25 protein-coding genes are annotated in these 25,091 nt (G+C 46.0%); 19 read left to right on the top strand and 6 right to left on the bottom strand.

The window, feature by feature from the left end:
* Positions 1–4 precede the first annotated feature (4 nt).
* The 8 genes from EDC32_RS08590 to EDC32_RS08555 all read left to right on the top strand — a co-directional run bounded on the left by EDC32_RS08590 (position 5) and on the right by EDC32_RS08555 (position 4,853).
* Positions 5–547, top strand: a complete 543-nt coding sequence (locus EDC32_RS08590) for a class IV adenylate cyclase (RefSeq protein WP_132221452.1) — start codon at positions 5–7, stop codon at positions 545–547.
* A gap of 163 nt (positions 548–710) precedes the next feature.
* Positions 711–851, top strand: a complete 141-nt coding sequence (locus EDC32_RS16850; RefSeq protein WP_132222024.1) for an HNH endonuclease — start codon at positions 711–713, stop codon at positions 849–851.
* A 16-nt stretch (positions 852–867) separates the two neighbouring features.
* Positions 868–1,380, top strand: a complete 513-nt coding sequence (locus EDC32_RS08580; protein WP_132221450.1) for a hypothetical protein — start codon at positions 868–870, stop codon at positions 1,378–1,380.
* Positions 1,343–1,594, top strand: coding sequence for a DUF7660 family protein (locus EDC32_RS08575; RefSeq protein WP_132221448.1), 252 nt, complete (start codon positions 1,343–1,345; stop codon positions 1,592–1,594). The genes EDC32_RS08580 and EDC32_RS08575 overlap by 38 nt, the downstream gene beginning before the upstream one ends.
* A gap of 165 nt (positions 1,595–1,759) precedes the next feature.
* The gene (locus EDC32_RS08570) at positions 1,760–2,350 is read left to right on the top strand and encodes an imm11 family protein (RefSeq protein WP_132221446.1); all 591 of its coding nucleotides are present in this window, start codon (positions 1,760–1,762) and stop codon (positions 2,348–2,350) included.
* Entirely contained in the window at positions 2,314–2,925 is a 612-nt protein-coding gene (locus tag EDC32_RS08565; protein WP_132221444.1) for a pentapeptide repeat-containing protein, read from the top strand. The genes EDC32_RS08570 and EDC32_RS08565 overlap by 37 nt, the downstream gene beginning before the upstream one ends.
* 665 nt (positions 2,926–3,590) lie before the next feature.
* Complete coding sequence (locus tag EDC32_RS08560) at positions 3,591–4,049, top strand: hypothetical protein (RefSeq protein ID WP_132221442.1); 459 nt, start codon at positions 3,591–3,593, stop codon at positions 4,047–4,049.
* Positions 4,050–4,172: 123 nt separating this feature from the next.
* A complete protein-coding gene (locus tag EDC32_RS08555) occupies positions 4,173–4,853 on the top strand; it encodes an EcsC family protein (protein ID WP_246026916.1) in 681 nt (226 codons plus the stop codon).
* 97 nt (positions 4,854–4,950) lie between these two features.
* Here EDC32_RS08555 and EDC32_RS08550 read toward each other — a convergent pair whose 3' ends face one another.
* The gene (locus EDC32_RS08550; protein WP_158283295.1) at positions 4,951–6,438 is read right to left on the bottom strand and encodes a DUF4153 domain-containing protein; all 1,488 of its coding nucleotides are present in this window, start codon (positions 6,436–6,438) and stop codon (positions 4,951–4,953) included.
* Between the two features lie 289 nt (positions 6,439–6,727).
* Here EDC32_RS08550 and EDC32_RS08545 point away from each other — a divergent pair, with 289 nt between their 5' ends.
* From EDC32_RS08545 to hutI, 6 genes are all read left to right on the top strand, one after another.
* Entirely contained in the window at positions 6,728–7,945 is a 1,218-nt protein-coding gene (locus EDC32_RS08545; protein WP_132221436.1) for a Tm-1-like ATP-binding domain-containing protein, read from the top strand.
* Between the two features lie 12 nt (positions 7,946–7,957).
* A complete protein-coding gene (locus EDC32_RS08540; protein ID WP_132221434.1) occupies positions 7,958–8,791 on the top strand; it encodes a phosphoenolpyruvate hydrolase family protein in 834 nt (277 codons plus the stop codon).
* Positions 8,792–9,118: 327 nt separating this feature from the next.
* Complete coding sequence (hutH, locus tag EDC32_RS08535; protein ID WP_211341919.1) at positions 9,119–10,645, top strand: histidine ammonia-lyase; 1,527 nt, start codon at positions 9,119–9,121, stop codon at positions 10,643–10,645.
* A 36-nt stretch (positions 10,646–10,681) separates the two neighbouring features.
* Positions 10,682–11,656 (top strand): agmatinase family protein, encoded by a 975-nt coding sequence (locus tag EDC32_RS08530; RefSeq protein WP_132221432.1) that lies wholly within the window; start codon positions 10,682–10,684, stop codon positions 11,654–11,656.
* Between the two features lie 90 nt (positions 11,657–11,746).
* Entirely contained in the window at positions 11,747–13,411 is a 1,665-nt protein-coding gene (gene hutU / locus EDC32_RS08525; RefSeq protein WP_022737966.1) for a urocanate hydratase, read from the top strand.
* Positions 13,412–13,467: 56 nt separating this feature from the next.
* Positions 13,468–14,754 carry an imidazolonepropionase gene (gene hutI, locus EDC32_RS08520; protein WP_106342971.1) on the top strand — a complete coding sequence of 429 codons (1,287 nt, stop codon included), beginning with the start codon at positions 13,468–13,470 and terminating at the stop codon, positions 14,752–14,754.
* Between the two features lie 136 nt (positions 14,755–14,890).
* On the opposite strand, the gene EDC32_RS08515 is transcribed toward hutI, so the two are convergent.
* Positions 14,891–15,457, bottom strand: a complete 567-nt coding sequence (locus EDC32_RS08515) for an NAD(P)H-dependent oxidoreductase (RefSeq protein WP_132221430.1) — start codon at positions 15,455–15,457, stop codon at positions 14,891–14,893.
* Between the two features lie 303 nt (positions 15,458–15,760).
* On the opposite strand from EDC32_RS08515, the gene EDC32_RS08510 reads away from it, so the two are divergent.
* The 4 genes from EDC32_RS08510 to EDC32_RS08495 all read left to right on the top strand — a co-directional run bounded on the left by EDC32_RS08510 (position 15,761) and on the right by EDC32_RS08495 (position 19,667).
* On the top strand, positions 15,761–16,723 hold the full coding sequence (locus EDC32_RS08510) for a class I SAM-dependent methyltransferase (protein ID WP_102993477.1): 963 nt from the start codon (positions 15,761–15,763) through the stop codon (positions 16,721–16,723).
* A gap of 211 nt (positions 16,724–16,934) precedes the next feature.
* Positions 16,935–17,303, top strand: coding sequence for a DMT family transporter (locus EDC32_RS08505; RefSeq protein ID WP_132221428.1), 369 nt, complete (start codon positions 16,935–16,937; stop codon positions 17,301–17,303).
* A 5-nt stretch (positions 17,304–17,308) separates the two neighbouring features.
* Positions 17,309–17,623, top strand: coding sequence for a DMT family transporter (locus EDC32_RS08500; RefSeq protein WP_132221426.1), 315 nt, complete (start codon positions 17,309–17,311; stop codon positions 17,621–17,623).
* 418 nt (positions 17,624–18,041) lie between these two features.
* A complete protein-coding gene (locus EDC32_RS08495; RefSeq protein WP_132221424.1) occupies positions 18,042–19,667 on the top strand; it encodes a restriction endonuclease in 1,626 nt (541 codons plus the stop codon).
* Positions 19,668–19,679: 12 nt separating this feature from the next.
* Here the strand turns inward: EDC32_RS08495 and EDC32_RS08490 are convergent, their stop codons facing one another.
* Positions 19,680–20,789, bottom strand: a complete 1,110-nt coding sequence (locus EDC32_RS08490) for a DNA cytosine methyltransferase (protein ID WP_132221422.1) — start codon at positions 20,787–20,789, stop codon at positions 19,680–19,682.
* Positions 20,790–21,661: 872 nt separating this feature from the next.
* On the opposite strand from EDC32_RS08490, the gene EDC32_RS08485 reads away from it, so the two are divergent.
* On the top strand, positions 21,662–22,504 hold the full coding sequence (locus EDC32_RS08485; protein ID WP_246026899.1) for an LPXTG cell wall anchor domain-containing protein: 843 nt from the start codon (positions 21,662–21,664) through the stop codon (positions 22,502–22,504).
* Between the two features lie 57 nt (positions 22,505–22,561).
* On the opposite strand, the gene EDC32_RS08480 is transcribed toward EDC32_RS08485, so the two are convergent.
* From EDC32_RS08480 to EDC32_RS08475, 3 genes are all read right to left on the bottom strand, one after another.
* Positions 22,562–22,996 (bottom strand): hypothetical protein, encoded by a 435-nt coding sequence (locus EDC32_RS08480; RefSeq protein ID WP_132221420.1) that lies wholly within the window; start codon positions 22,994–22,996, stop codon positions 22,562–22,564.
* A 252-nt stretch (positions 22,997–23,248) separates the two neighbouring features.
* Complete coding sequence (locus EDC32_RS16735; protein ID WP_281275220.1) at positions 23,249–23,380, bottom strand: hypothetical protein; 132 nt, start codon at positions 23,378–23,380, stop codon at positions 23,249–23,251.
* A 79-nt stretch (positions 23,381–23,459) separates the two neighbouring features.
* Positions 23,460–25,031 (bottom strand): esterase/lipase family protein, encoded by a 1,572-nt coding sequence (locus EDC32_RS08475; protein WP_132221418.1) that lies wholly within the window; start codon positions 25,029–25,031, stop codon positions 23,460–23,462.
* Positions 25,032–25,091: the final 60 nt, after the last annotated feature.

Genomic DNA, 25,091 nt, shown 5'->3' with positions numbered 1-25,091 from the left:
AACCTTGACAATTGAGTATGAAGCCAAAGTTATTAACGTTAATTTAGATGAGATTGTGGATAAAATCAATGCTTGTGGAGGACGGAAGGTCGGCGAGGCGTTCATGCGGCGTTATGTTTACGATATTGTACCGGGAGATAAGAGCAAATGGATTCGGCTACGTGATTCAGGGAAAGAAATTACACTCACAGTTAAGAAAATTGTTCATGATGGGATTGATGGGACTCATGAGGTGGAGATTACTGTGGATGACTTTGAATTGACAAATAAGCTACTCAATCAATTGGGCTATCAACCAAAGAGCTATCAGGAAAATCGTCGTACCAGCTTTACACTCAATGGCGCTCGGCTTGAGATTGATCAATGGCCGCTGATTCCTCCGTATCTAGAGATTGAAGGAGATTCTCGTGATCATGTGATACAAGTAGCATCCTTACTTGGCTTCGATGAAGTTCAACTGACGGGAGAAAACACTATCAAGACCTATGCTCGATATGGAATCGATCTGAATAGTATTAAGGAGCTTCGCTTTCAAGATCAGGATTGAATCAAGTTAGTTTGAGGTGAATACAACCGGCATATAGCTCTAGGGGGGATAGTAAAAGCAAGAGGATGGCTTTTTCCATCACGAGCAAGATGAATCTTGAGATCCATTCCCACGCTTCTATCAAGTTCCTCATTTTGGAATAAAGTTTCCCTCTCACTGATGAATAGAAAGTGGAGAATACCCGGTTAGATATACATGGAATCATCGTCAAAATAAAGGTAAAATGCAATTGGTTCAATCGAAAATTCACGGGCTATTAAGACATACTGATGGACGACCCACTTGGGGAGGGCATGTTCGTTAAGGAGGAGGGATAACAGGTGGATGAAAAGATGAAACAACTGGTCATTGAATCAATACATGATTCAAAAGAGGAAACCATTGAGCACTTTCGTTTTCTTTTGCAACAGTATCCGTATCATGCTGATACCCGATTTGTTGTATTGGAAGTGCGAGGACACAGAGGAGATTTTAGTGTTGATGTATCAGCGATGGCGGGGTGGGAAGAACAACTTATGGAGAATGCCTATGTGGAGCACGATTCAGACTTGGGTGGATTTGAATTTAGTTCCTTATCTAAATTGAACCGTAAAGAAATATTGAAAGAGCTAGATGTGGTTGAAGAAATCGACGCATTTACAAAGGATTATTTGGTTCCCTTTTTCCAAGAGTGCTTTAATGAAACAGGAGGGAAATCATCAAAGATACCTTATTATCTGTTTTATCCCAATTCAGGGGAAACATATGACTTGATTAAAGAAAGTTGGATTGATCCATCAAGTAGGAGGAGTAATTTTGGAGATTCAAGATCTGTTAGAAAGGATCGAGAATAGGGAGGACTTTATAAAGTTTATTTCCTATTTGATCCAAGATTTAAAACAAAATGCTAATGAATGGGCAAACACGAATATTGAAGATTACCTTCGTGGTATTGCTGCGTGGGTTGAGGATGTAGATGGACTTTTTACTGATCCAGAAGATCTTGCAGAAAGTGTTGATTGGCACTTTGTTGCTACTATTTTATATACAGGAAGTCGTTATGAATAATTGATTACTAGGTTTGAAGGTAGTGAGTTTCAAGCTAATCTTCAAATAAATCATCTCATTTGTATTAGACTTAAGCGAGTGATCAAGCTTAAGTAAGCTCTTAAAGTAGAAAAGCTGTTAATGGAAGGGCTATTGTAGTTTGGAAACTATAATGGTGGGATGTTCATGAAAGTATGGCAATTAGAAGGCTCGCTGAAAGCCTTTGAAACATTAGGCTACACCGATTTTGATCGAGATTATAAATGGAATGATCTACTGATCCAGACTATTCCTCTCGCAGATAGATGGGGCTTTGTAGAAATATGTACAATCGATGAAGGTGAAGAAAGTGATTGTCCTCATTTTTGGGATGGCCCTATTCCAATTTTCAGTGAAAAAGCTGTTCATGTTTTGAGTGATTTTTTAAAAGGTAAGGCAGAGGCGTTACCACTTCATCATTGTGAAAAGAGTTTTTTTGGAATACATGTGATAAACGCAATCAATGCGATTGATTATAATCAAGCGATTGTTAGACAGTTGGATACAGGGCTTCGTGTCGGCTTTGAAAAATATGAGTTCATTCAAGAAAAAATAGTAGATGAGCATATTTTTCGCATATTTTTGGATGACCGAGTGCAGTGGAAGGTGTTTGTTTCTGACGAGTTTAAGGAAATGGTTGAGTCTAATGGGTTAGTTGGATTTCAATTTAAAGAAGTATGGGATTCGGAGAAGGGCAAAGAATGGGAAGGGTTAATAAAGAAAAAATTGTTGATCTAATGGTGTTACATCGGATATGGATTGAAACAATTGGAGAAAAAGGTGAAAAGTTAAGCGTGGATGAAATAGACTTTCGAGGTATAGACTTAACAGAATATCCATTAGATCAAGCTTATATGACTGCATGTATATTTGATGGTATGAATTTGAGTAATAAAGATATGTTCGCGTCACTAATGTGTTCTTCCACATTCAGATCAACCAACTTGAAGAATGCCGATTTTTATAAAGCCGATGTGTCTTATGTAGACTTTACTAATGCTAATGCCCAAAATGCAAGGTTTGCTAAAAGTGATTGTATTGAAACAATATTTATCAAAGTGGATTTGACGAATGCTGTTTTAGTTAATAGTCTTTTTGATCATTCTGATTTCCGCGAAGCGACACTGCAAAACGTGGATGTAAGTGGATCATATTTTGAAGGAGTTTTACTAAAAGGAGCAAAATTAACAGGAATTAAAGGGATAGAAGAGGCCAATATAAAAAGCATTAATATTGGTACACCAGAATGTCCGATACTTCTAGAAGGTGAAAAGGCCAGACAATGGTTCATCAACAGAGTCAAAGATGGGTAACATATTTGAGGAGTTACTGAATTTATTAAAAGAGATAGGAATAGATTGCGTTTTGAAGTTGAACATTTTTATTTAATCTAATAAGAAGAGTTTTATTTTGCGCGATAAAGCGTGGCTATCGGTATAAAAGTGTTGAAGAATTAAAAGTTGCTTTTGATAACGTTGCTAGTACTCTATATGAAGAATGAATAAGTTATAGTCGTCGAGAGGCGGCTACTTTCTTTTTTATGTGTTCTTGTGCTTAATTAGTTAAGAAAATATACTTCACCGTAACTTTGGAGAAATAGTATCTAGTCTTGAAGGTTTTATTGAGATATTGAGTGTGCTTGTAAGATATGTTATTTGCAGTACGAGGGTCATTTTTTGAATGATGAAGGGGAATTTGAACAAACAACTTTACGAGAGATTGATCAGAAATTAGGAGCGATAGTCCCTAATGAATGCGTGAAAATTGGGTATTGATTATGGAGTAATATCCTGGTCGTTGATAAGTTCGGAGTGCGTTTATTGTTAAGATATGATTACACGGGAGAGATAAATAAAGAACCAAAGAAGTAAAAAAATGTTTTGTCCATCCCCCGTTTGCGAGGGAATGAATAAAGGAAATAACAAGAAGACGGCGGTTTTGCCGTCTTTCTTCATTGATCGCGTAATGGGGGATTTCTGTGAAAGGAAAAAAAGAGAAGCTTGGCTTATGGGGCAATGTGATTGTTTTCGCTTTATTAGGTGTTTTAGTCTTAGTTATTCTGAGTATTCCTGTACTGATCAATATGGGGATTCTCTCTTTGCTCAAAAACGTTGTCACACTCGGCATTAAAGTCCAATCGACCACCGGTCTGATTTTGTTTGGAGTGGGGGTGTTGTTTTATTTCATTCCATCGATGACGGTGGGCTTTGTATTGGAATTGGTAATACAATTTCTATTCGCTGAAAGGGAAAAGGTAAAAGACGGTTTGGGTGCTGCTGCAGGTTTCTTTCTTGTTTTGTTTCATATGTATGTATTAGATGTGATAATTGAAGATATCACTTTTTCTCTGTATGGGCTTTTGGCTTTGGCATTTGTTTATTCCTTGATATTTGACGCAATGGAACACATGGATGGGCTTTGGAACAAAAAGGAATGAGCATCAGCTTCTCGGCAACCGGGTATATATCACTGTCGCACATACCAGATTACATACGAAGGGTGAAGCTGATTGGATTACGAACAACGTGCACGCCAAGAATGCATTGCTTGGCAGGCAGAAATGCAGAAGTCTCCAACGGTGTTGCAATGGGCGGCCAAGTCAATCCAGGATAAAATCAATGAGAAGATTCCGCAAAAGGTGCATGATGTAATAACTGAAAGCATCAAGCACCTGGTGCGAACGGTGCTTGTCGGTTCGGAGTGGACGACCAAATCAGCTGCCACCGCCGATTCCTTAGAGGAAAAGGAAAAACAAGTACTGGAAAAGATCAAGATGTACAAATACACAGCGACGGTGGAAGGAGCCGGGACGGGAATGGGCGGTTTGTTATTGGGATTGGCCGATTTCCCGATGTTACTCTCGATCAAGATGAAGTTTTTGTTTGATGCAGCCAGCTTGTACGGGTTTGATGTGAAAGATTATCGTGAGCGGCTGTATATTCTGCACATCTTCCAGCTGGCGTTTTCAAGTGGGGAGGTACGCATCGAGACGTTTCATAAGATGAAAAATTGGCAAGAGACGATCCGAGCTTATCCGTCCCATGCGGATTACTTAAACCAGCTGGATTGGCAGAAGTTCCAACAAACCTATCGTGATCACATCGATCTGGCCAAGATGTTGCAATTGGTGCCGGGATTGGGCGCAGTGGTGGGTGCCGCCGCCAATTACCAGTTTCTCGATGAGTTGGGACGTGCAGCCATGAATGCTTACCGGATGAGGATTTTGCCTTTGCCCCGCTAGTCATGGAGCGGCCTCTTCTACGAGAGATTCAACCGCCTTGCCACAATCAATGAAAAGCGAGTCTGCCATGTAGAAGCAGACTCGTTTTTGTGTATGGTCAGTGGATATTTTTGACGATCTGTTCGGCCCGATGCCGGGAAAAACTAAATGTTTGCCACTCGGGCTTGGTCTCAAATTTCAAGCGGGACTTCATTTTCTTCAGCTCAGCTACCGCCTTGTCGCCAATCTTGGGGTCTTGTTGCAGTTTGGCCAGTTCCGGCGCTACATCATAAGAGAGGCTGCCGATATATTCCAGATCAATCTCACCTGTTTGCTGGTACCGCTGAATGTTGCTTTTGGCGATGATTAGATCCAGGTTGGCGTAGTTGAGGGTGACCAGCCACACCAAGGTGATGATGGTGTAGCTTTTGTACAGGGAGACATTGCTTTTCCAGACTCGCACCAATGAGACGGCAAACAGGGATAAAAGCAAAATCATAAAGGCTTGGGGCAACAAGCGCAACAGAGTGAAACCGTAGGCTTGTTCATACATGGTTAACCGGGTGAAGGCGGAGAACAGGATGAACAGACTACATACCGTGAGAATGGTGAGCAAAACTTGGACGGCCCGGTATAAGCCTTTTTTCTGTTGTGAGGCAAAGTGAAGCAACAACAGCAACACGCCGATATTGATGAAGCTGACAATCAACATCTCGCCGAATCCTTGGCGGGCGTACTCCGAATAGGTTACTCCCGCGGGCAAAGCAGATTCTGCCCCGCCAAACAAGAAAGTGATTTGGATTGCGGTGAAAATGACGTACACCAGGTTGAGCATAGTAAGGATGGTGACGGAAATGACACTGTCCAATTTTTTGGGTTTCCGGTTTTTTTCTTCGCTTGCCCCCGTTGGTTCATTTTCTTTGGTAGGGTGGAGCAGGCTCCAGAAATAAGCGAACAAAATCAAGGTGATGAAGGTGGTGAGAATGATGTGAGCGGGAATTTCGCCGAAATCGATATCCAATAGTTGTTTGGGTATTTCAATCACGTATTTCAGAAAGATGCTGTCGGCAGAGGAGAGTAGCACAATGACCACCAATAACAAGGGGCAAGTGATAGCAATTCCCAAACCGACTTTGATGGCCACACTACTTGGCATGAATCGAGATCGAACCATTGAGGAAAAGGGTTTTAACAAGTTGCTGAGGGTGTGGATGGTGACCCGTTCGGCCATTTCTATCAGAAATCCGATGTGGTGCCAAGGGCGTTTGTGGGTGCCGGTCACCAGCATTGTATGGGCGACAAACAGCAGGGGAACGAGGAAAAAGTTCAACACCAGAAATGCCGGATTGGAAAACAGGACAAAGGTAAGGCTCAGCAATAGAATCAAAGCGACCAGTAGCCATGGGAAGGTAAACGACGGTTTGAGACGACCTTGAGAATGGAACAGCCAAGCGAACACGCCGTAGACCGCTACGATGAAGATCGGGTAAGCGATCCCGGCAAAGGTGGTGTCAAAGAACATGAAGTCATACAGCAGGCCAAGGGCGAAACACCATAACAATAGCTTGCTTTCTTTAGTGACTTGATTTGTGTCTGAAACCCCCATAATGAACTCCCTTTCTCTGTGTTTTCTTTTTTTATACATATCATTTCATATTTGAATTCTTTTGCAAAGTTTTATTTATATTGGCAACCGTCAGCCTGATTATTAAGAAAGTGCTAAGGTGTGATTGATCACGATGAGGAGTTTCCAAGAAAAGATGGAATGAACTGGCGGGAAGGGATTGTTTTTCTTTATTTGAAGGAGATTTGACTAATTCTACAGAAATATATCTTTTGATTTAATACATAAATAAGCATGACAAAAAAATCATTTGATTGTCGAGGAGGTTGTTATGGGTAAAACGATTGCACTGATTGGTGCATTGGATACCAAAGGGCCTGATTATGCATTTGTGAAACAGGAGATTGAGAAGCGCGGCCATTACGCTCTTACCATCAACACTGGGGTGCTAGGGGAGCCTTTGTTTGAACCGGATGTTCCCGCAGAGCGGGTGGCGGAAGCCGGTGGCATGTCCTTGGCTGAGCTGAGAAAAGTAAAAGATAAGTCTTTGGCCATGACGGTCATGACCAAAGGGATTGCCCGTGTGGTAAAAGAGTTGTTTGATCAGGGATTGATCGATGGCGGGTTATCCATGGGTGGTTCAAACGGAACCATGATCGGCACGTCAGGCTTGCGCGTGTTGCCCGTAGGGGTGCCCAAGGTGATGGTCAGCACGGTGGCTTCGGGGGACACACAGCCTTATGTGGGCATCAGTGACATCGTCATGATCCCATCGATTTTGGATATAGCTGGGCTGAACCGTATCAGCGCCAAGATTTATTCCAATGCGGTGGGAACGGTGGTCGGCATGGTGGAAACGCAAGTGCCGAAGATTAAAACCAAGCCGCTTATCTCGGCGTCGATGTTTGGTAACACGACTGTATTGGTAAATCAGTGCACAAAGCAACTGGAAGAGAACGGTTATGAAGTGCTGGTGTTTCATGCGACAGGTACCGGTGGCAAAACCATGGAGTCATTGATTGACCAAGGGTATATCACCGGAGTGTTGGAAGTGACGACGACGGAGCTGGCGGATGAATTGGTTGGTGGAGTTCTGTCGGCGGGCCCCTCCCGCTTGGATGCCGCGGGCAAATGGGCGTTGCCCCAAGTGATTGCTCCCGGATGCTTGGATATGGTCAACTTCTGGGGCATGTCCACTGTTCCGGGGAAATACCGCGACCGCTTGCTGTACAGTTGGAATGACAATATCACGTTGATGCGAACCACACCAGAAGAAAACGCCATCTTGGGGCGGATATTGGCTGAAAAAGCCAACCGGTCCAAAGGGGAATTGGCTATTTTCTTGCCTTTGCAAGGTTTGTCCGAGTTGGATGCGCCCGGCAAACCCTTTTGGTGGCCGGAAGCGAATCAGGCATTGTTTGACGCCATCAAGGAGCACATCCGCAAGGATATCCCGGTCTACGAACTGGATTGCAACATCAATGATCCGCAATTCGCCAAAGCGGTGACGGATAAATTATTGGAAATGCTGAGAAACGAAGAAGAATAGGAGCTGAGAAACATGCCATTCATATCAAGAGATGAATCTCTCCGCCGGTTGCGTGAGACGGTAAGCCAAGGATCCCCGGTTATCGGTTGTGGAGCGGGCACGGGCATATCCGCGAAATTTGCGGAACAAGGCGGTGCGGATCTGATCATCATCTATAACTCAGGCCGTTACCGGATGGCGGGCCGCGGTTCACTGGCCGGCCTGTTGCCATATGGGGATGCCAATGGGATTGTGGTGGAGATGGCGAGCGAGGTTTTGCCAGTGGTAAAAGATACTCCTGTGCTGGCAGGAGTGTGTGGAACGGACCCATTCCGACTGATGCCTGTATTCTTAAAAGAACTGAAAGAAATGGGATTTGACGGTGTACAAAATTTTCCCACCGTGGGTTTGATCGACGGCACGTTCCGCCAAAACCTAGAGGAAACCGGCATGGGTTTCGATCTGGAAGTGGAAATGATCCGCTTGGCTCATGAATTGGACATGCTAACCTGCCCGTATGTGTTCAATGAGCGAGAAGCAGTGGCCATGGCAGAAGCGGGTGCTGATGTGCTGGTGGCCCATATGGGTTTGACCACCAAAGGCTCCATTGGTGCGGAAACGGCATTGACTTTGGAGCAGTCTGCTGAGCGCATTCAACGGATCCATGACGCGGCTAAAGCAGTTAATCCCCATGTGTTGGTGTTGTGCCATGGCGGCCCCATCGCCGAGCCGGAAGATGTGCGCACAATCCTCTCGCTCACGAAGGGAATTGACGGCTTCTTCGGGGCTTCCAGCATGGAGCGGTTGCCTGTGGAGGTTGGGATTCGTGCTCAGGTGGAAAGCTTTAAGTCTTTGGTGAAAGTGTGAGCAACATGGCAAAAGGAATGATCCGGCCAGGGTCATTCCTTTGTTGTTTTTGTGGTTGAAGGAGATCGTTTTCACATAGTTGACAAATAGAAGTTTGTTATGTGAGAATAATATAACGTAATAAAATTATCTGAAACCAATAAAGCGAGTGGTTGCGATGAAGGTTAGCAAAACGCCAACAATACAATCGCATATACCCCTCTTGAAAAAGGGACTGTGTGGAAGTGAGTAACTTCTGCGCAGTCCCTTTTAGTTTGGTAAAGCGAAGAAAGAGGAAAGGGTGGGGCAGCGATGTATGCCGAGCGAACAAAACCTGTTGGGCAATTGATGGGAATAGAGCTGGATGGGAATCGGATTACAGCGGAGGATGTGGCCGCGGTAGCAATCAACCGGGTTCCCGTCGTTTTGGGTGATGAGGCAATCAAGCGGGTAATCGCTTGCCGGCGGATGGTAGAAGAATGGGTCCGTGCAGGCAAGGTGGTATATGGGGTGACCACTGGCTTTGGCAAGTTTAGCGATGTGCGCATTTCTGCGGATGATGCGGTGGCATTGCAGGTCAATTTGATTCGCAGCCATGCCTGCGCGGTGGGAAAGCCTCTGCCAGAACCAACGGTCAGGGCGCTGATGATGTTGCGAGCAAACGCGCTGGCCAAAGGGCACTCGGGCATTTGTTTAGAAACGTTGCAATTGTTGGTCGATTGCCTTAACCGGGGAGTTCATCCGGTGATTCCTGAGCAAGGATCGCTGGGAGCGAGTGGTGACTTGGCACCTTTGTCACACTTGGCGTTGGTGTTGATGGGAGAAGGGGAGGCGTTTTATGAGGGCGAACGTTTGCCGGGCGCCGAAGCGTTGGCCAAGGCGGGCTTGAAACCGATTACCCTGAAGGCCAAGGAAGGGTTGGCCTTGATCAACGGCACCCAGGCGATGACCTCGATTGGCGCGCTAGCTTTGGCCAAAGCGGAAAGGTTGGCCAAAGTGGCTGATGTTATTGCCGCGCTGACTGTGGAATGCCTGAGGGGAATCCCCGATGCGTTTGCGGATGAAGTGCATCGGGTGCGCCCTTATCCGGAGCAGAGCGGTGTGGCGAGAAATTTGCGGACTTTGTTGCGGGGGAGCAAGCTGGTCACCCGGCAAGGGGAATTGCGGGTACAAGATGCGTATTCGCTACGCTGTTTGCCGCAGGTGCACGGGGCGACACGGCAAGCGTTGGGGTATGTGAAGGAGAAAATCGCGATTGAAATCAACGCTGCAACCGACAATCCCCTGTTGTTTGTGGAAGAAGGCAAAGTGATATCAGGCGGCAATTTTCATGGCCAGCCGATTGCTTTGGCAATGGACTTCTTGAAAATCGGGTTAAGCGAATTGGCCAATATTTCTGAGCGTCGCACAGAGCGCCTGGTCAATCCTTCCTTGTCTGGCGGGTTACCCGCATTTTTGAGCCATCAGCCGGGAACCCAGTCGGGACTGATGATTTTGCAATATGTAAGCGCTTCGCTCGTGTCGGAAAACAAAGTTCTTGCCCATCCGGCTAGTGTGGACTCGATTCCTTCATCGGCTAACCAAGAAGATCATGTGTCGATGGGAACCACCGCCGCCCGGCATGCCGCTCAGGTGGTGGATAATGTGGCCAAAGTGTTGGCCATTGAGTTGATCTGCGCCGCAGAAGCGGCCGACTTTGTGGGTGCCGAAGGATTGGCTCCTGCCACGCGGGCTTTGTATGACCGGTTGCGCACCATCGTGCCACCGGTGGCGGCAGACCGTTCCACCAGCCAAGAGATTGAAAGCGTGGCGACAGCCCTCCTGGAAGGCGAATGGTTGCAAGCCGTGGAAGCGGTGTCCGGCCCACTGTTTTAAAGGATTTGAGTGTAATCCATGAAAGAGGTGATGCTGATGAAACGATTCGCGTTGTTAAATCCGCCAGAGCTCGTCCGTCGCACCAACTGGCGTGACCGGCATGAAACCAAAGTGGCTCACTGGTTAACGCCGTGGGACGGACAAACGGATGTGGAAGTGGGATTTATCGGGGTGCCCCTGTCCAAAACGTCGATCAGTGTGTCGGGAGCTTCCATGACACCCAATGCGCTCCGGGAATTATTCCCCGCCATGACAACCTATGACATCGACCATGATGTGGATTTGCAGGTGCTACGGGCACATGATCTGGGAGATATCCAGATGCATGTGACCGATCTCCTGCGGTGTCACAGCAACATTGAGCAAGGCTTGACGGAGATTTATCAGGCAATGCCGCGGATGTTTCCCATTATCGCGGGCGGAGACCATTCCATCACCTGCCCGTCGGTCAAAGCCTTTAAGACCCGATATTCGGGCAAAGTAGGCATCGTGCAACTGGATTCCCATATGGATGTAAGAAATCTGGAAGACGGTGGCCCGTCCAACGGAACCCCGATCCGCGGGCTGATTGAGTCGGGGACAGTCGAGGGTACCCACATCGCCCAAATCGGGCTGCACAGCTTCGCCAACTCCAAGCCTTACCGGGAGTATGCCTTGTCTAAAGGAATTACCCAATTCACGGCCTCCCAAGTGGCCAAAGAAGGCATTGTCCCGCTGGTGGAGCAGGCATTAGCGGTGGCTGGCAATGGCACCGAAGCTATTTATGTCACGGTGGACATGGATGTGTTGGATCAGGCGTATGCACCGGGAGTGCCCGCAATGGTGGCGGCAGGCATGACTTCGTGGCAGTTATTAGAGGCTGTGTACCTGTTGGGTGTACATCCAAAAGTGCAAGGGTTTGACATCGTCTGCGTCGATCCGGTACATGATGCGCGCCGGGCCACTGTGCGCATGACATTGCACACGATATTAACCTTCCTCGCAGGATATGCGAAACGGATGGGCAGATAAATGGACGGCAAAAGGGAATGACGAGCCGGTCTCCGAGCAACCAGGTATGTGTTCAATTCAACTCAAAACCAATGATGGGAGAGATGATAAATGAGTAAAAAAACAAAAAGAATCGTCCGCGCTCCCCGCGGCACGCAGCTGAATACCAAAGGATGGCAACAAGAAGCGGTGTTGCGAATGTTGATGAACAACTTAGACCCCGAAGTAGCGGAACGCCCCGAAGACCTCGTTGTTTATGGCGGAATCGGCAAGGCGGCCCGAAACTGGGAGTGCTTTGATAAAATCGTGGAATGCTTGACCGACCTAGAGGCGGATGAAACGTTGCTGATCCAATCGGGGAAACCAGTGGGCATTTTCAAAACGCATCCTTTGGCGCCGCGCGTTCTTCTTTCCAACTCTGTGCTCGTCCCCGCTTATGCCAATTGGGAGACGTTTCATGAGATGGATAAAAAAGGGTTGATGATGTACGGGCAAATGACGGCTGGAAGCTGGATTTACATCGGAACGCAAGGCATTTTGCAAGGCACCTATGAGACATTCGCCGAAGCTGCGCGTCAGCATGCCGGCGGGACGCTGAAAGGCACTTTGACGCTGACCGCCGGGCTCGGTGGTATGGGCGGTGCACAACCATTGGCTGTTACCATGAATGGCGGAGTAGTAATCGGGGTGGAGGTGGACCCGGCCCGCATTCAACGCCGTATTGATACTCGCTATTGCGATGTGATGGTTCACGATCTGGATGAAGCGTTGACGCTGGCGCAAGCGGCCAAGGAGGAAGGCAAGCCGTTGTCCATCGGCTTGGTCGGGAATGCGGCGGAGGTGTTACCTGCATTTGTCCAACGGGGAGTGGTGCCTGACTTTGTGACCGATCAAACCTCGGCTCATGATCCGCTAAATGGCTATGTGCCGGCTGGTTACTCACTTGACGCCGCGGCAGCATTGCGTCGTGACGACCCGGCTACCTATGTGAAGTTGTCTAAACAATCGATGGCCGTTCATGTCCAGGCCATGCTCGACTTGCAAAAAATGGGGGCCGTCGTCTTCGATTACGGCAATAACATCCGGCAAGTGGCCTTTGATGAAGGGGTGAAAGACGCTTTCAATTTCCCCGGCTTCGTGCCCGCCTACATCCGTCCTCTCTTCTGTGAAGGGAAAGGACCATTCCGCTGGGCGGCGCTCTCCGGTGACCCGAAAGACATTCATAAAACAGATGAGTTGGTATTGAAGCTGTTCCCGGAAAATGAACACCTGTGTCGCTGGATTAAGTTGGCCAGAGAAAAAGTGGCATTCCAGGGATTGCCGGCGCGAATCTGCTGGCTGGGCTACGGTGAACGCGTCAAGATGGGTTTGGCTATCAACGAAATGGTGCGCACAGGGGAGATTTCCGCACCGATTGTAATTGGCCGCGACCATCTGGATTGCGGTTCCGTCGCCTCGCCCAACCGTGAGACGGAAGGAATGAAAGACGGTAGCGATGTCGTGGCTGACTGGGCGATCCTAAATGCGCTTGTCAACACTGCTTCCGGCGCTAGCTGGGTATCGGTGCATCATGGTGGTGGTGTGGGCATGGGTTACTCTTTGCATGCGGGCATGGTTGTTGTGGCTGATGGTTCCAAAGAAGCGGAAGAACGTCTGTCACGCGTGCTGAATACCGATCCGGGCATGGGTGTGATCCGCCATGCGGATGCCGGATATGAATTGGCGGTGAAAACGGCCAAAGAGCGGGGAATCCGCGTACCCATGCTGGGGATTTAACCGAACACAGCGGGCCTGGATTCGGGTCCGCGGCCATTTGGAAAAGGAGTGGTCCGATGGAAAACAAAGCAATCGATTTGCTGGTGCATCACATTGGCGTTTTGGTGACCATGCGGGGGAAGGATGAGCCGCGCACCGGACGTGATATGGATGACGTGGGCGTTGTAGAACACGGGGCGGTTGCCATTCGGGACGGGAAAATTTTTGCCGTGGGCCAAGAAGAAGAGGTTCGTGCGCAAATTGCGGGCATGGCGGTGAAACAAGAGCTGGATGTCCAAGGCCGGTTGGTCACACCAGGACTGATCGACCCCCACACTCACTTGGTGCATGGTGGGTCACGGGAACATGAATTGTCACTCAAGTTAAAAGGGGTACCTTATCTCGAGATTTTAGCTCAGGGCGGCGGGATTTTGAGCACGGTTCGGGCCACCCGCACCGCATCAGAAGAAGCCTTATATGAAAAAGCTAAAAAAAGCTTAGACCAGATGCTTCTTTATGGAGCGACGACGGTTGAAGTCAAAAGCGGTTATGGATTGCGGTTGGAGGATGAACTCAAGCAATTGCGGGTAGCCAAACGGCTGGATGAGACCCACCCGGTAGATGTGGTGTCTACGTTTATGGGAGCGCACGCTGTGCCAGAGGAATATAAGGGACGCTCGGCGGAGTATGTGGATCTCGTTATTCACGAAATGTTACCCGAAGTGAAGCGGCAAGGCTTGGCAGAATTCTGCGATGTGTTTTGCGAGCATGGCGTTTTTTCGGTGGAGGAATCCCGCCGTATATTGTCGGCTGCTAAAGCGAACGGGTTTGGCCTCAAGATCCATGCAGATGAAATCGAACCGATGGGCGGGGCGCAACTGGCTGGCGAGCTGGGTTGCATCTCGGCGGAACATCTGTTGGCGGCCACGGACGAAGGCTTGGAAGCGATGCGCGATGCGGGAGTGATCGCCGTCTGCCTGCCCGCCACCTCATTTAATCTGCGTTTGACCTCCCATGCCCGGGCGCGGGCGATGATCGACATGGGTGTGCCAGTAGCCTTGTCCACCGACTATAATCCGGGAAGTTCCCCCACCGAATCTTTGCAGTTGGTGATGACGCTCGGTTGCCTCAACTTGGGAATGACTCCAGAAGAAGTGTTGACGGCGATGACCATCAACGCGGCCCATGCTATTGGCCGGGCGGATACGGTTGGTAGCTTGGAAGTGGGCAAGCAAGCCGACTTGGTGATTTATGACGCCCACAATTTGGCTTATCTGCCTTATCATTTTGGGGTAAACCATGTAGACACGGTAGTCAAAAACGGAAAGGTGGTTGTCGCTGGTGGCCGGTTGACGGCTGACTGATGGTGGGAGCCATTTAATTTGCCAATAAGTCTTACGGGAAGGACGCGTTTACCGGTCCTTCCCGTTTTTTGATCACTCCCGCAGGGGCGGGAAGCAATAGCATTCTTCCGCGAATGGCTTATGGGAGGGATGGCCGTCAATCGGCTGAGGCGGTGACTGTGGATCGGGGATGAAGCGGTTTCAGATGAGGGTTGGTGATATGCTTCACATATTCTTGCGCACTGAGAAAGATTTCTGTATCGGTTGCTTGGAGTGCATGATAAAAACTGAACATCGGCAGGAAATTCAACCCATTCATGTTAGCCATCGCTTGATATGGACGCATCAATTCTTCCAATGTGAAATGATTGAACCCATCTGGCCCATAAGACGATTGGGGCGCGCCAGTGGAGATAGCCAAAATGAGGTCTTTGCCGGACAATTGTTTGCCTTCCGTTTCCGACCATAGTGAGGCCAACACTTCATCTTGCCATTTTTTCAACAAGGCGGGTGCGCTAAACCAATACAAAGGAAATTGGAATACAATTCGATCATGATTAAACAGCATTTCTCTTTCCCGAACATGGTCGATGATACCGTTAGGATAAGCGGCGTATAAGTTGTGCACAGTGATATCCGGATGCTGCCGCAAGTACTGTTCCCAATAGCGATTCACTCTTGAGTGACGAAGGTCGGGATGGGCGATTAACACTAAAATCTTCATGGTTTCCCCCTGTGTATCTCTTTGGAGTTGGAATATACTTTCTATACTTATATAATCACAAAACGCAATGGTTTTTTGATATAAAATGTTAATATTAATCATATTTTTAGGGGAATCATCCGCCTAGGCAATCCTTCCTCGCGACTCGCGAAAAAGGTGGAGAAAAGAGTCCACTTTCCGGGTGCTGGCGCTGGTGGAAATTGAATCGGAAGCGCTATGGCTGTATAATTGTGCCAACTGGCTCGAAGCCGTGTCATACTGCCGCGCAGGCGTATGCGTTCAAGGAGAAAGGGACGTTAGCTCATGTTAAGATCGTTATGGCAACAGCACGGTTTGTTTACAAAGCATGGTGACAAAGGCCTCCTCTTGGTTCCACCGCCGACACTTGTCCCCGCTTTCATCGCCGAACAGGAGCGATATAAAGTGGAATTGGCGGCGATCTGTGCCGACGGAGAACAGCTGAGCCGGCAGGCCGCCGACTTCGCCCGCTTCACGATGGCGTCCTTGCTCGCCACCAATCAATATCTCAACTTCCGCCAACGCGATATCCGCCGGCTGGAACGGATGATGCGTTCATTTTTGCTGGAATTGGCCGATCTTTGCCAGCAGGGAAAGGTCAGCTCTGCCCGGTTGACGCAAGTGTTCAACCAGCAAGCGCTCAAGGTGAGCCAATGGTTGTTGGAGTCCAACGGCCTTCACGCCTTTCAGCTGGAGGGGGACCAGGTGCTGGTGCGGCGGGTTCCCTGTGCTGAATACGATGCTTCATTCCAATTAGAATTATTGCAGATTGAGCCAGCTAACCTCCGGGAACCGGTGCTTGACATCGGTTGTGGAGCCCAGGCGCTGCTGGTTAGCGCCCTCAGGGAGCGAGGCATTGACGCCTATGGATTGGAGCGCTTAGATCAGGAGGAGAACCCGTTTATTTACGCCGCCAACTGGCTTGATTTTCACTTTGTGCCAGACAAATGGGGTACGATTATCTCTAACATGGCCTTCTCCAACCACTTTTGGCATCATCACATCAGGAAAGACGGGGATTATGCCAGCTATGCGCAGAAATACATGGAAATCCTGCGTTCTCTCCAAGTGGGAGGCAGCTTCATCTACGCCCCGGGTCTGCCCTTCGTCGAAGATATCCTGACCGACAGCGGTGATGACTACACGGTTATCCGCCGTCCGCTGGACCCTTTCCCCTTCGCACAGGAGGAGACGGAAGAGTTGCATGGTTCACGCTGGTATGCGGTGTCCGTGCGGCGCAATCGGTAGGAACGGTCATGCTCTTACTAGCCCCTAACCGGTAAATGAAGGTTGGGTTAAATTTGCCATAAGAACGGAAAAAGTCGGTTCTCACATACCATTGAGGACAGGCTTTTTTATATTTTGACCGAACCATGTTTGCAAGATCGGGTGGTTTGGGTATGAATGGATTGGAACTAAAGAAAGATTTCATGTGACATCACGGAAGGAGACGAAGGAGATGAGTGCGGAAGATACCGCCAAAAAGAAAAACGAAAAGCCGATTAGCATACAGCGGGCTTGGTTGTATGTCCTTTTAGGAGGATTGTTGGAAATCGCGTGGGCCACAGGGCTTAAAACAGGAGGCATCAGCGGGATATTGATCGTCTTGATGATCATCAGTTTCGAGCTACTGGTCCGCGCCCTCAAAGCGCTTCCCATCGGAACCACTTACGCCGCCTTTACGGGGATTGGTACGGTCGGACTTATTATCGTTGATGCCCTGTACTTGCGCCAGCCCATGAGCGGGTTGCAAATCGTGCTGACCTTGGTGCTGATCGCCAGCATCATCGGCCTCAAACTAACCAGCGATACCAAAGGAAAGGAGTGAGGGACATGGCTTGGGTTTACCTCATTATTGCCGGACTGTTCGAAGTCGTCGGTGTCATCGGTCTCAAACGCGTATCTGAAAAAGATAATTTACTCAACAACGTCATTCTTATCGGTGGGTTCATCGCCAGCTTCAGCCTCTTGTCCACGGCGATGAAAGAAATCCCTCTCTCCGTTGCCTACGCCGTCTGGACCGGCATCGGCACATTAGGCTCTACCGTCGTAGGGATGTTGTTTTTCAAAGAGTCAAAGAGCTGGATCCGGCTGGCCTGCATCTTGGGAATTGTGTTTTCGGTGATGGGGTTGAAGTTGGTGCAATAGGGTAGGGGGGGGAGTATAAAAGAAAATATGGCTCTTACATCAAAGGAGTAAGAGCCATATATGTTAGGCATGGGTTATGGTTGAAATTTTCGCGTTATTAATTATAATTCGTTTTAAATTAATTAACCCAGCTTGATCCTTTTCTTTGTTTTTTGAGCAATATTTATATTCTCTTTTTGGGGCAAGATATATGAATATAATTAAATGTGCACCAGTATCTAATAGAATCACATTTAATGGTCAATTTATGATAAAATTCAGTTGTTAAAATATCGTTATAAAGTATATATGTTTAATGTGGTTTAAATTTTGAGATTTTTAAATTTGTGTCATAGTGACTCTTATATAATAATCTGGTGTTTTTATATTAAGCGTTTGTGGGACTATGTTACTTAAAAAAGGTGATAAAATGGTTAAAATGAATAAACAAAGAAGAATATGGTTTATTACTAGACCTGAACGGGATCCCAAATTTCATCGAGATGCGTTGCTAGCTTTGAAGGAAGCAACTAGTGATTTTACAATTAAATGGGCGCGAAATAGAAAAGCACATACTAATTATGAAAGGGCATTGGTAGCTTATGGTATTAAGAGGGATAATATCAGTAATGATGGGTCTGGTGGTAGAACATGGGCTGCTATGCTAAGGACATTTGCTTACTGCTACATTAATGAAGATGGGTATTTAGTTCCTACTAAATCGGGATTGAGTTTAATTAGAGGGGAAAAGGTATTCGAAAACACAAAGAAACAAATTCTTACATTGCAAATACCAAATGCATATTTTTTAGAATCAGGATTTAAACCTAAGTATCAAGATGGTTTTAAAATTAGGCCTGCCAGATTTCTTATCAAATTAGCGAATCAAAAAGAATTAGATTTTTATCTTACAAAAGAAGAAATTACTTATTTTGTTTTAACAGCAAAACAGGATAACGAACTGTCTAAGATTACGAACGAGATCTTAAAATATCGAGGATTAAATGAATTAGAAAAGAAAAAAATCAAACAACAAATTGCGGAAGAATTTGATCATAGAGAGAGATCAGATAAGGGAGCGAGAGACTTTGAGAAGGCTCATTCTGATGTGGCACATACCTTTATGCTGATTTGTGATTATACGGGTTTAGCGGAATACGTTCGAGGTGGAGATTTAAAGATTAATCCGTCATATAGTAAAAAAGTTACAGAAGAAATAAATAAATATGATGAGAGATATCCATTTAATACAAGGTACCTAATATCTCTTCAAAGAATGGCTGAAAATAACGGACTTGATGTGAACAGCTACAAAGCTAATCGTTTAGGGACAATTAAACCTGCAACTAATAAGAAGAAATTGCAGAATATGATAAAAAGTATTATGTCAACAATTCCTAATCCATCAATTTTGTCAGTAGAAGAAATTAAACATATATTAAGTGATTATATCCCGCCTCATGAAGCTGAGAGAATTTCTTTTGAAATTAAGGAGAATCTTGTCGAAACAATAAGCGCTGATTTTGTCGAATCATATTTAAATGAAAAGGATAATCTAGCTTTTGAGGATAAAACAGGTAATATTTTCAAAGCAATTGGATTTGATGTAGAGATGCGTCCAAAGCCTATTAATAATACAGGAACAGAAATAGAAATTATATTAAAATATGGAGATAATCAATGTGGACTTATAGATGCAAAAAACTATAAAGAAAGGTTTACCCTTTCAGCTAATTTAGCATCTCATATGGGAGCTGAGTATATTCCTAACTATGAAGGGTATGAAGGTAGGAATGTAAATTTCTTTGGGTATGTAACAGCTTCAAACTTCGGTGGGGTAAAAAATTTAGAAAAGATTTGTAATTTGGCAAAAAGATTTATTCCTGATCGTGAAATTAAGGGAATAATAATGAGTGCACCTGTTTTGCTTGCATTTCTTGACTATTGTATTGAAGAGAAAATACCTAAAGAGGAACGCATATCATTATTTCTAAAATCCATAAATAATATTGGGTATTTGACTTTTGGGCAATTATTGGCTGAATTGAAAAGGACCCCATTATAAGGGGTCCAAACATCAAGTAGTTACTAAGTTAAGTTTATCTTGATAAACAATTTCATCGATATCCCATTTAGCTTCAACAGAAGGATACCATATGCCTGCATACGCTTTTAAAACAGCTTCAACAATTATTTTAGCCCCTTCTGGTGGAACTGCCATTCCAATTTGTTGTCTAACTTTTTCTTTTCCTCCGTAAAAAACGAAAGAGTCAGGAAAGGTTTGCAGTCGGGCTCTTTCCCTATTCGTTAATGCTCTGGGTTCCTCCCAATGATACATATGAGTGCCACCTCCACCACTGCCGGTAACAGTATAAGCTGGTTGGTCTGGATGTAGTCGTCTATAAATCTGGCTCATTCTTGCACCCTTGACATTAAGTCTTAGATGTTCAGGTATACCTTCGTACCAAGCATTTTCTCCAGGAGGTATGTGTTTTAAGAACTGTATCACTTTATTTGTGTGTTTTGTGAACTCGTGGTTTGGAGCATCTTTCTGAATGGGTGGGTTCATCAGAGCATCATACGCAGTTCTATATGGTTGATTACCATTAGGACCATGGGTAGGTTTAGGTACTTTAAAGTCAATATTAAGATCATTTCTAAAGCCGACAATGATAATCCGCTGTCTTGTTTGTGGAACTCCATAGTCTGCAAAGTTATATAAATGTGGAGTGATTTTGTAACCAGCTTCAACCATTTCTTTTAAAATAGTAGTGAATGCTAAACCATCATTTGCGCTTTGAAGACCACCAACATTTTCAGCGATAAACCATTTTGGCTTAAAGTGTTTTAATACTTTTATTCCATAAGAATAAAGAGGGCCATAATCACCATTAAACCCCTTTTTCTCGCCGACAATGCTAAAATCATTGCAAGGGAATCCAAAAATAAATGCGTCGATTTCAGGTAATTTTTCAATATCTAAGAGACGAACATCTTTGGTAAATACGGTTTCTGGCCGATCTGGGCATATGTTTTTTTTATATGTCTCACATGCGTCTTCACATATATCGTTAGACCATTCATGAGTAACACTAAATGTTTCATTTTTCCCTTTAACAAGTGCCCAACTCGAACCTAAGGCAAACCCACCAGGCCCATTAAATAGTTCGCCCTTTCTAAAAATCATATTGCTACCCCCGTAAAGTGAAAAGAATTAATGCAAGCCGCACAAGGTGTTATCAGTTGGTAGTGACAATTATATCAATAATCGAACATTTGATCTATCCATTTTTCGATCAATTACAGTCAAATATAAACCATTTTTTGGATAGAAATTTTCTTTTAATACCATACTCAACAATTGTAGTTTATCAGTTTTTGTGTTCTAAAAATGTGGATATATTTGAGATTTATTTTTAAATCAAAAAGGAACCACCCGTCTTGGAAATACGCACATATGAACATTTCACCTTAAATGGACTGACTGTTTTATGGAACCGAGTGTTTTCCGGTTATTCCGTGAACGATGAAGTGGATGTTGCCTCTTTTGCCCGGCAGTTGGTGAATGGGGGACCCGACCCAAGATGGCAGGGTTTATTCAGTTAGTCGCGCGTTGTTGGCCGATTATCTGGTGTGTGATGAGCGAATGTTGCCGTGTTACTAACGATGGGGTTTGGGTGGAAAAGAGAGCGACATTTGATGCATTGTACTTTAATTGTTTCTTCAATGTTTCGAGTTTGGAAGCCGACTTTTTTGAGTTGGCTTTTTTTATTAGTTGCCCCAACTCTATTTAGTGTATTTCCATTTATCAAAGCCAAAAGTTACATATCCATCGGCGGGGAAATTCTGATGATGATACTGATAATAGGAGATCATTGGTATTTCGCTTTGACAGATAAATATTATTTATCAAACCGATTTTTGTTATATAACTTCATTCTATTCTGACACAAATTAGCCAAAAAATTTGAACCATAAATGCGCGATTAAGTAGCGAATTAATTTATACAACAACATAAACATATTGTATTTTTTAATTGTTAAAGGAGAGTAATAGATATGAAAAAGATTTCTATTGCATCAGCAGCTATTGCGTTGGCACTGGCCAGCATGCCACTGGCCGCATTTGCAGAAGAGAATGCAGAAACCAAACCGGCTACGGACGTGACCACTTCCGCACCGGAAACGGAACAAAAACCGGCCACGACTGATGATAAACAAACCGGTGAAAAACCAGCGGGTGAAGACACCAAGCCAGCTACAGGTAACGAAGGTAAAGACAACAACAACGACACGGCCACACCGCCAGCAACGAATCCGGGGCAACCACAAAAGCCGGAAGAGCCAAAACAACCGGCTGATGAGTGCAAAGCAGAACCGGATGAAGCTGACTTCCATGACATTACGATTGTTGATATCAAAGACTTGGGTAACAACAAAGTAAAGATTATTGCAAAACTGAATGGCAAAACCGCTAAAGGTACCTGGTACATTGCAGCTGGTTCGGCAGACGCCGACGTTCCACAGATTGAAGCTGAAGTGAAAGGTAACAGTGTAAACTTTGAATATGTTTTGGACATCACAAAACTGAATGCTGGCGAAAATGATATCTTTGTTGCTTTTGAAGGAACCATCGACGGAAAAGCTTGCCAATTCGGCTTGGGTTTTGAGTCCTTGATTGTTGAAGAAGATGGAAACAAAGGTGACAGCACGGTTAAACCAAATCCTGACAAACCAAACACCAAGCCAAACCCAAAACAAGGTAAAGAGGGCGTGAAGCAAATCAAAGGCGGCAAATTGCCGAAAACCGCTACTTCTTACCCAGTGGGTGCAGTAGCTGGTCTCGCTCTGTTGGCGGGTGGCGCAGCGCTGATGATTCGCAACCGTCGCGTGGCTGAATAATAAATGACAAAAGGATGGGAGAGATTACCCATCCTTTTTGTATGGTTGTGAAACACTTTATTCAGTATGAAAAATACGGTTGTCGAAAAACAACAAGGGTGCGTTTTGTTCCAAAGAGGGGAGCTGTATGTTCCATGATTCGACTGGAGACAGATTGCAAGTATAGGACAGATAGCCGCCTACATGGGTTGCTCCCGCCTTGTCTGCGATTTTGACAATGAGATTGTCATGCAGGGGTTGAAATTTCATCAGACAATCAGCAAGTACTTGTTTGGCCTGGATTTCGTCCACGTTTGTGTGGATGACCACTTCAAAGAGGGCGAGTTGTTCTGATTTGTATACCCGATTTGCTTGATATTTGGGAATGTCGGTAAAAGGTACACCGAGTTGCGCGAATCGCTGCTCATACTCTGTATCTTTAGGAGAAGCCGGGAGTCCGTTCAGCTTTTTTACAATGAAAACAAAAATTCCTGCTACCGTCCCCAACACCACTATGAAGCTCAGACAGGTATACAGCCATGCTTGTGTCTCGGATACGACAGTTGTGAGTGTGAAAAAGAGAATCAGATGAATAGCGATAACTGCAATCGCCCTGCGGAAGTACCATTTCTTTAAACAAACTTCTTCCGAAGAGTAGATAATTCGAAGCAGGCATACAGCAATATACCCGCTAAAGCGAAGATAAACAAAACCTTTATGGTACTAAATTAAAGTTGAATATTTTATATTGATGGGTTAAACGAGCTAGGGCGTGCCTGATGAATATGCCAGCGGCTTCAAAACCATTTTCTCATTCGCTTCACGCGTGGCGAGGCGCTCTTTGAGAAAAGGTTTTTTCCGCCGCTTTTTTCCCACCAACTTAATTTTGTCAGACACACCCTCATCTCCATATAAATAACTATCCCCTTCCATACATACATTGAAGGGGATAGTTATAATTTCATTTATTATTCTGCTACGGACGGCCGTAGATGCGGCCTTGCTTGTCCACTGCTATTGATTTGACAATGGTGCGGGCAAAGGGCGCACCGCTTGTAGTGGTTCCGCGGATATTGATAGTCAGGTTGTAGGTGCCAGATGATGTCACCGGAATCTGAATAGCGCGGGAATCGATGGGGCCGCGTTTGCGGAGGATGATTCGTTCTTGTTTGGGGTTTGTGCTTGGATCGGGAATATATTGGATTTGTGCTTCTGCTTTGATTTCCTTAATCAGGTTGCGGTTTTTCCCTTTATTGGTTGCAGCGACAAGATATTCCGGAGTATGGAGGCTTTTTTGTTGCAAAGTGAGTTGGGCTGACAACGGAGAGTTGAAGGTAGCGATCAAGGCGTAGGCGCTTTTGCGGTCGGTGGAGGTGCGGACTTTCCAAGTGCCTGCCATCGGTTTATTCAGCTGAGCGATATGTTGCCAAGCGCCTTTGAAGAGGGTTTGTTGGTCTTGCGTCACATTGAACAAAGTTGGTTGAACTTGGCCGTCAGGGCGGATGAGTTCTATGCGGCTAAGTGGGTGATTGCTCATCCAGTTGAGCGCGACGCTTTCCGTTCCAGGCTCAATTACAAGAGATTCCTCCAAAGTGCCTTCCTGTTCTCCTCCGGTGAGGTAGACATTGTTTTCTGCAAGGAGTGGGGAAGCGCTTTCTATCGTGTTATTGGCGGAAGCGGTTTGCCGGGTGGAGGTTAGATAGGGACGGATCACATCAAAGGTCTCTTTCCCTTGATAAATGGAGAGATGATCCCAATTTCCTGTTTTTATATGGTTGCCGTAGGGGAGCTTGGTGCTGCGCAAGGGCACGACGCCATCACTGTCTTCCAGCATGTAAAGTCCGCCAAACCAAGTCGGGGATAGGAAAGAGCCCCAGCTGTTACCAGCAACGGTGAGGTAAGCGTTTTCATTTATTTCCGGGCGACTGTCGGTCTGGGTGCGGAAAGATTCCATAACGCCGGTTTGCAGACTGTATACGGCTTCGTTTCTTGTGCCGAGCAGGGATGACAGCCACCAGACCCAATCGCTGTAAGCCAAGTCAGCTAGCGGACTGCCATAATGGGGTGAGCCGATGGTGATCACATTGGACACCAAAGGGTGTTTGCCATAGTGAACCAGTGCGGTTTGCGTGTCGATGCCTCCTTTGCTGTAACAGACCATGACCAACTTTTTGCCTGGGAAATGGTCGGCGATTTTCTGTAACTGTTCGGCAAGCATCTTGCCGTTGTTCCAATTGCTACGGGGATCACCACCAGCATCATGCAACTCGACGAAAGCGGTTTCAAAATCAGCCTCCCGTGCGCGCTGATACATGTCGTTCCCAGTGTGCCAGATGCTGGAGGCGTTAAACAAGCCTTGAACGAACACAATGACTGGTTTGGCGGGATCGGGTTGGGATGGAGCGTCACCGATGTAAACGGTTCCAGGAACACCGGGAATACCGATTACGATTGGAAAAATGGAACCGCCGTGTGATGTCGCTTGCGGGACAATCATGGAGACTAAAAGTAACAGGATGAGACAGCCGACAGCCCAAGTTTTTCGCATGTGCGCAATCCCTCCTTATTTGAAAGATATTGAATGTAACTGTATTATAACAGATAGATA

The sequence above is a fragment of the Laceyella sacchari genome (assembly GCF_004343255.1).
In the GTDB taxonomy this organism is placed as follows: domain Bacteria; phylum Bacillota; class Bacilli; order Thermoactinomycetales; family Thermoactinomycetaceae; genus Laceyella; species Laceyella sacchari.
Note: the sequence above shows the minus strand (reverse complement) of the source record. Positions and strands in the feature narration are given on the sequence as shown.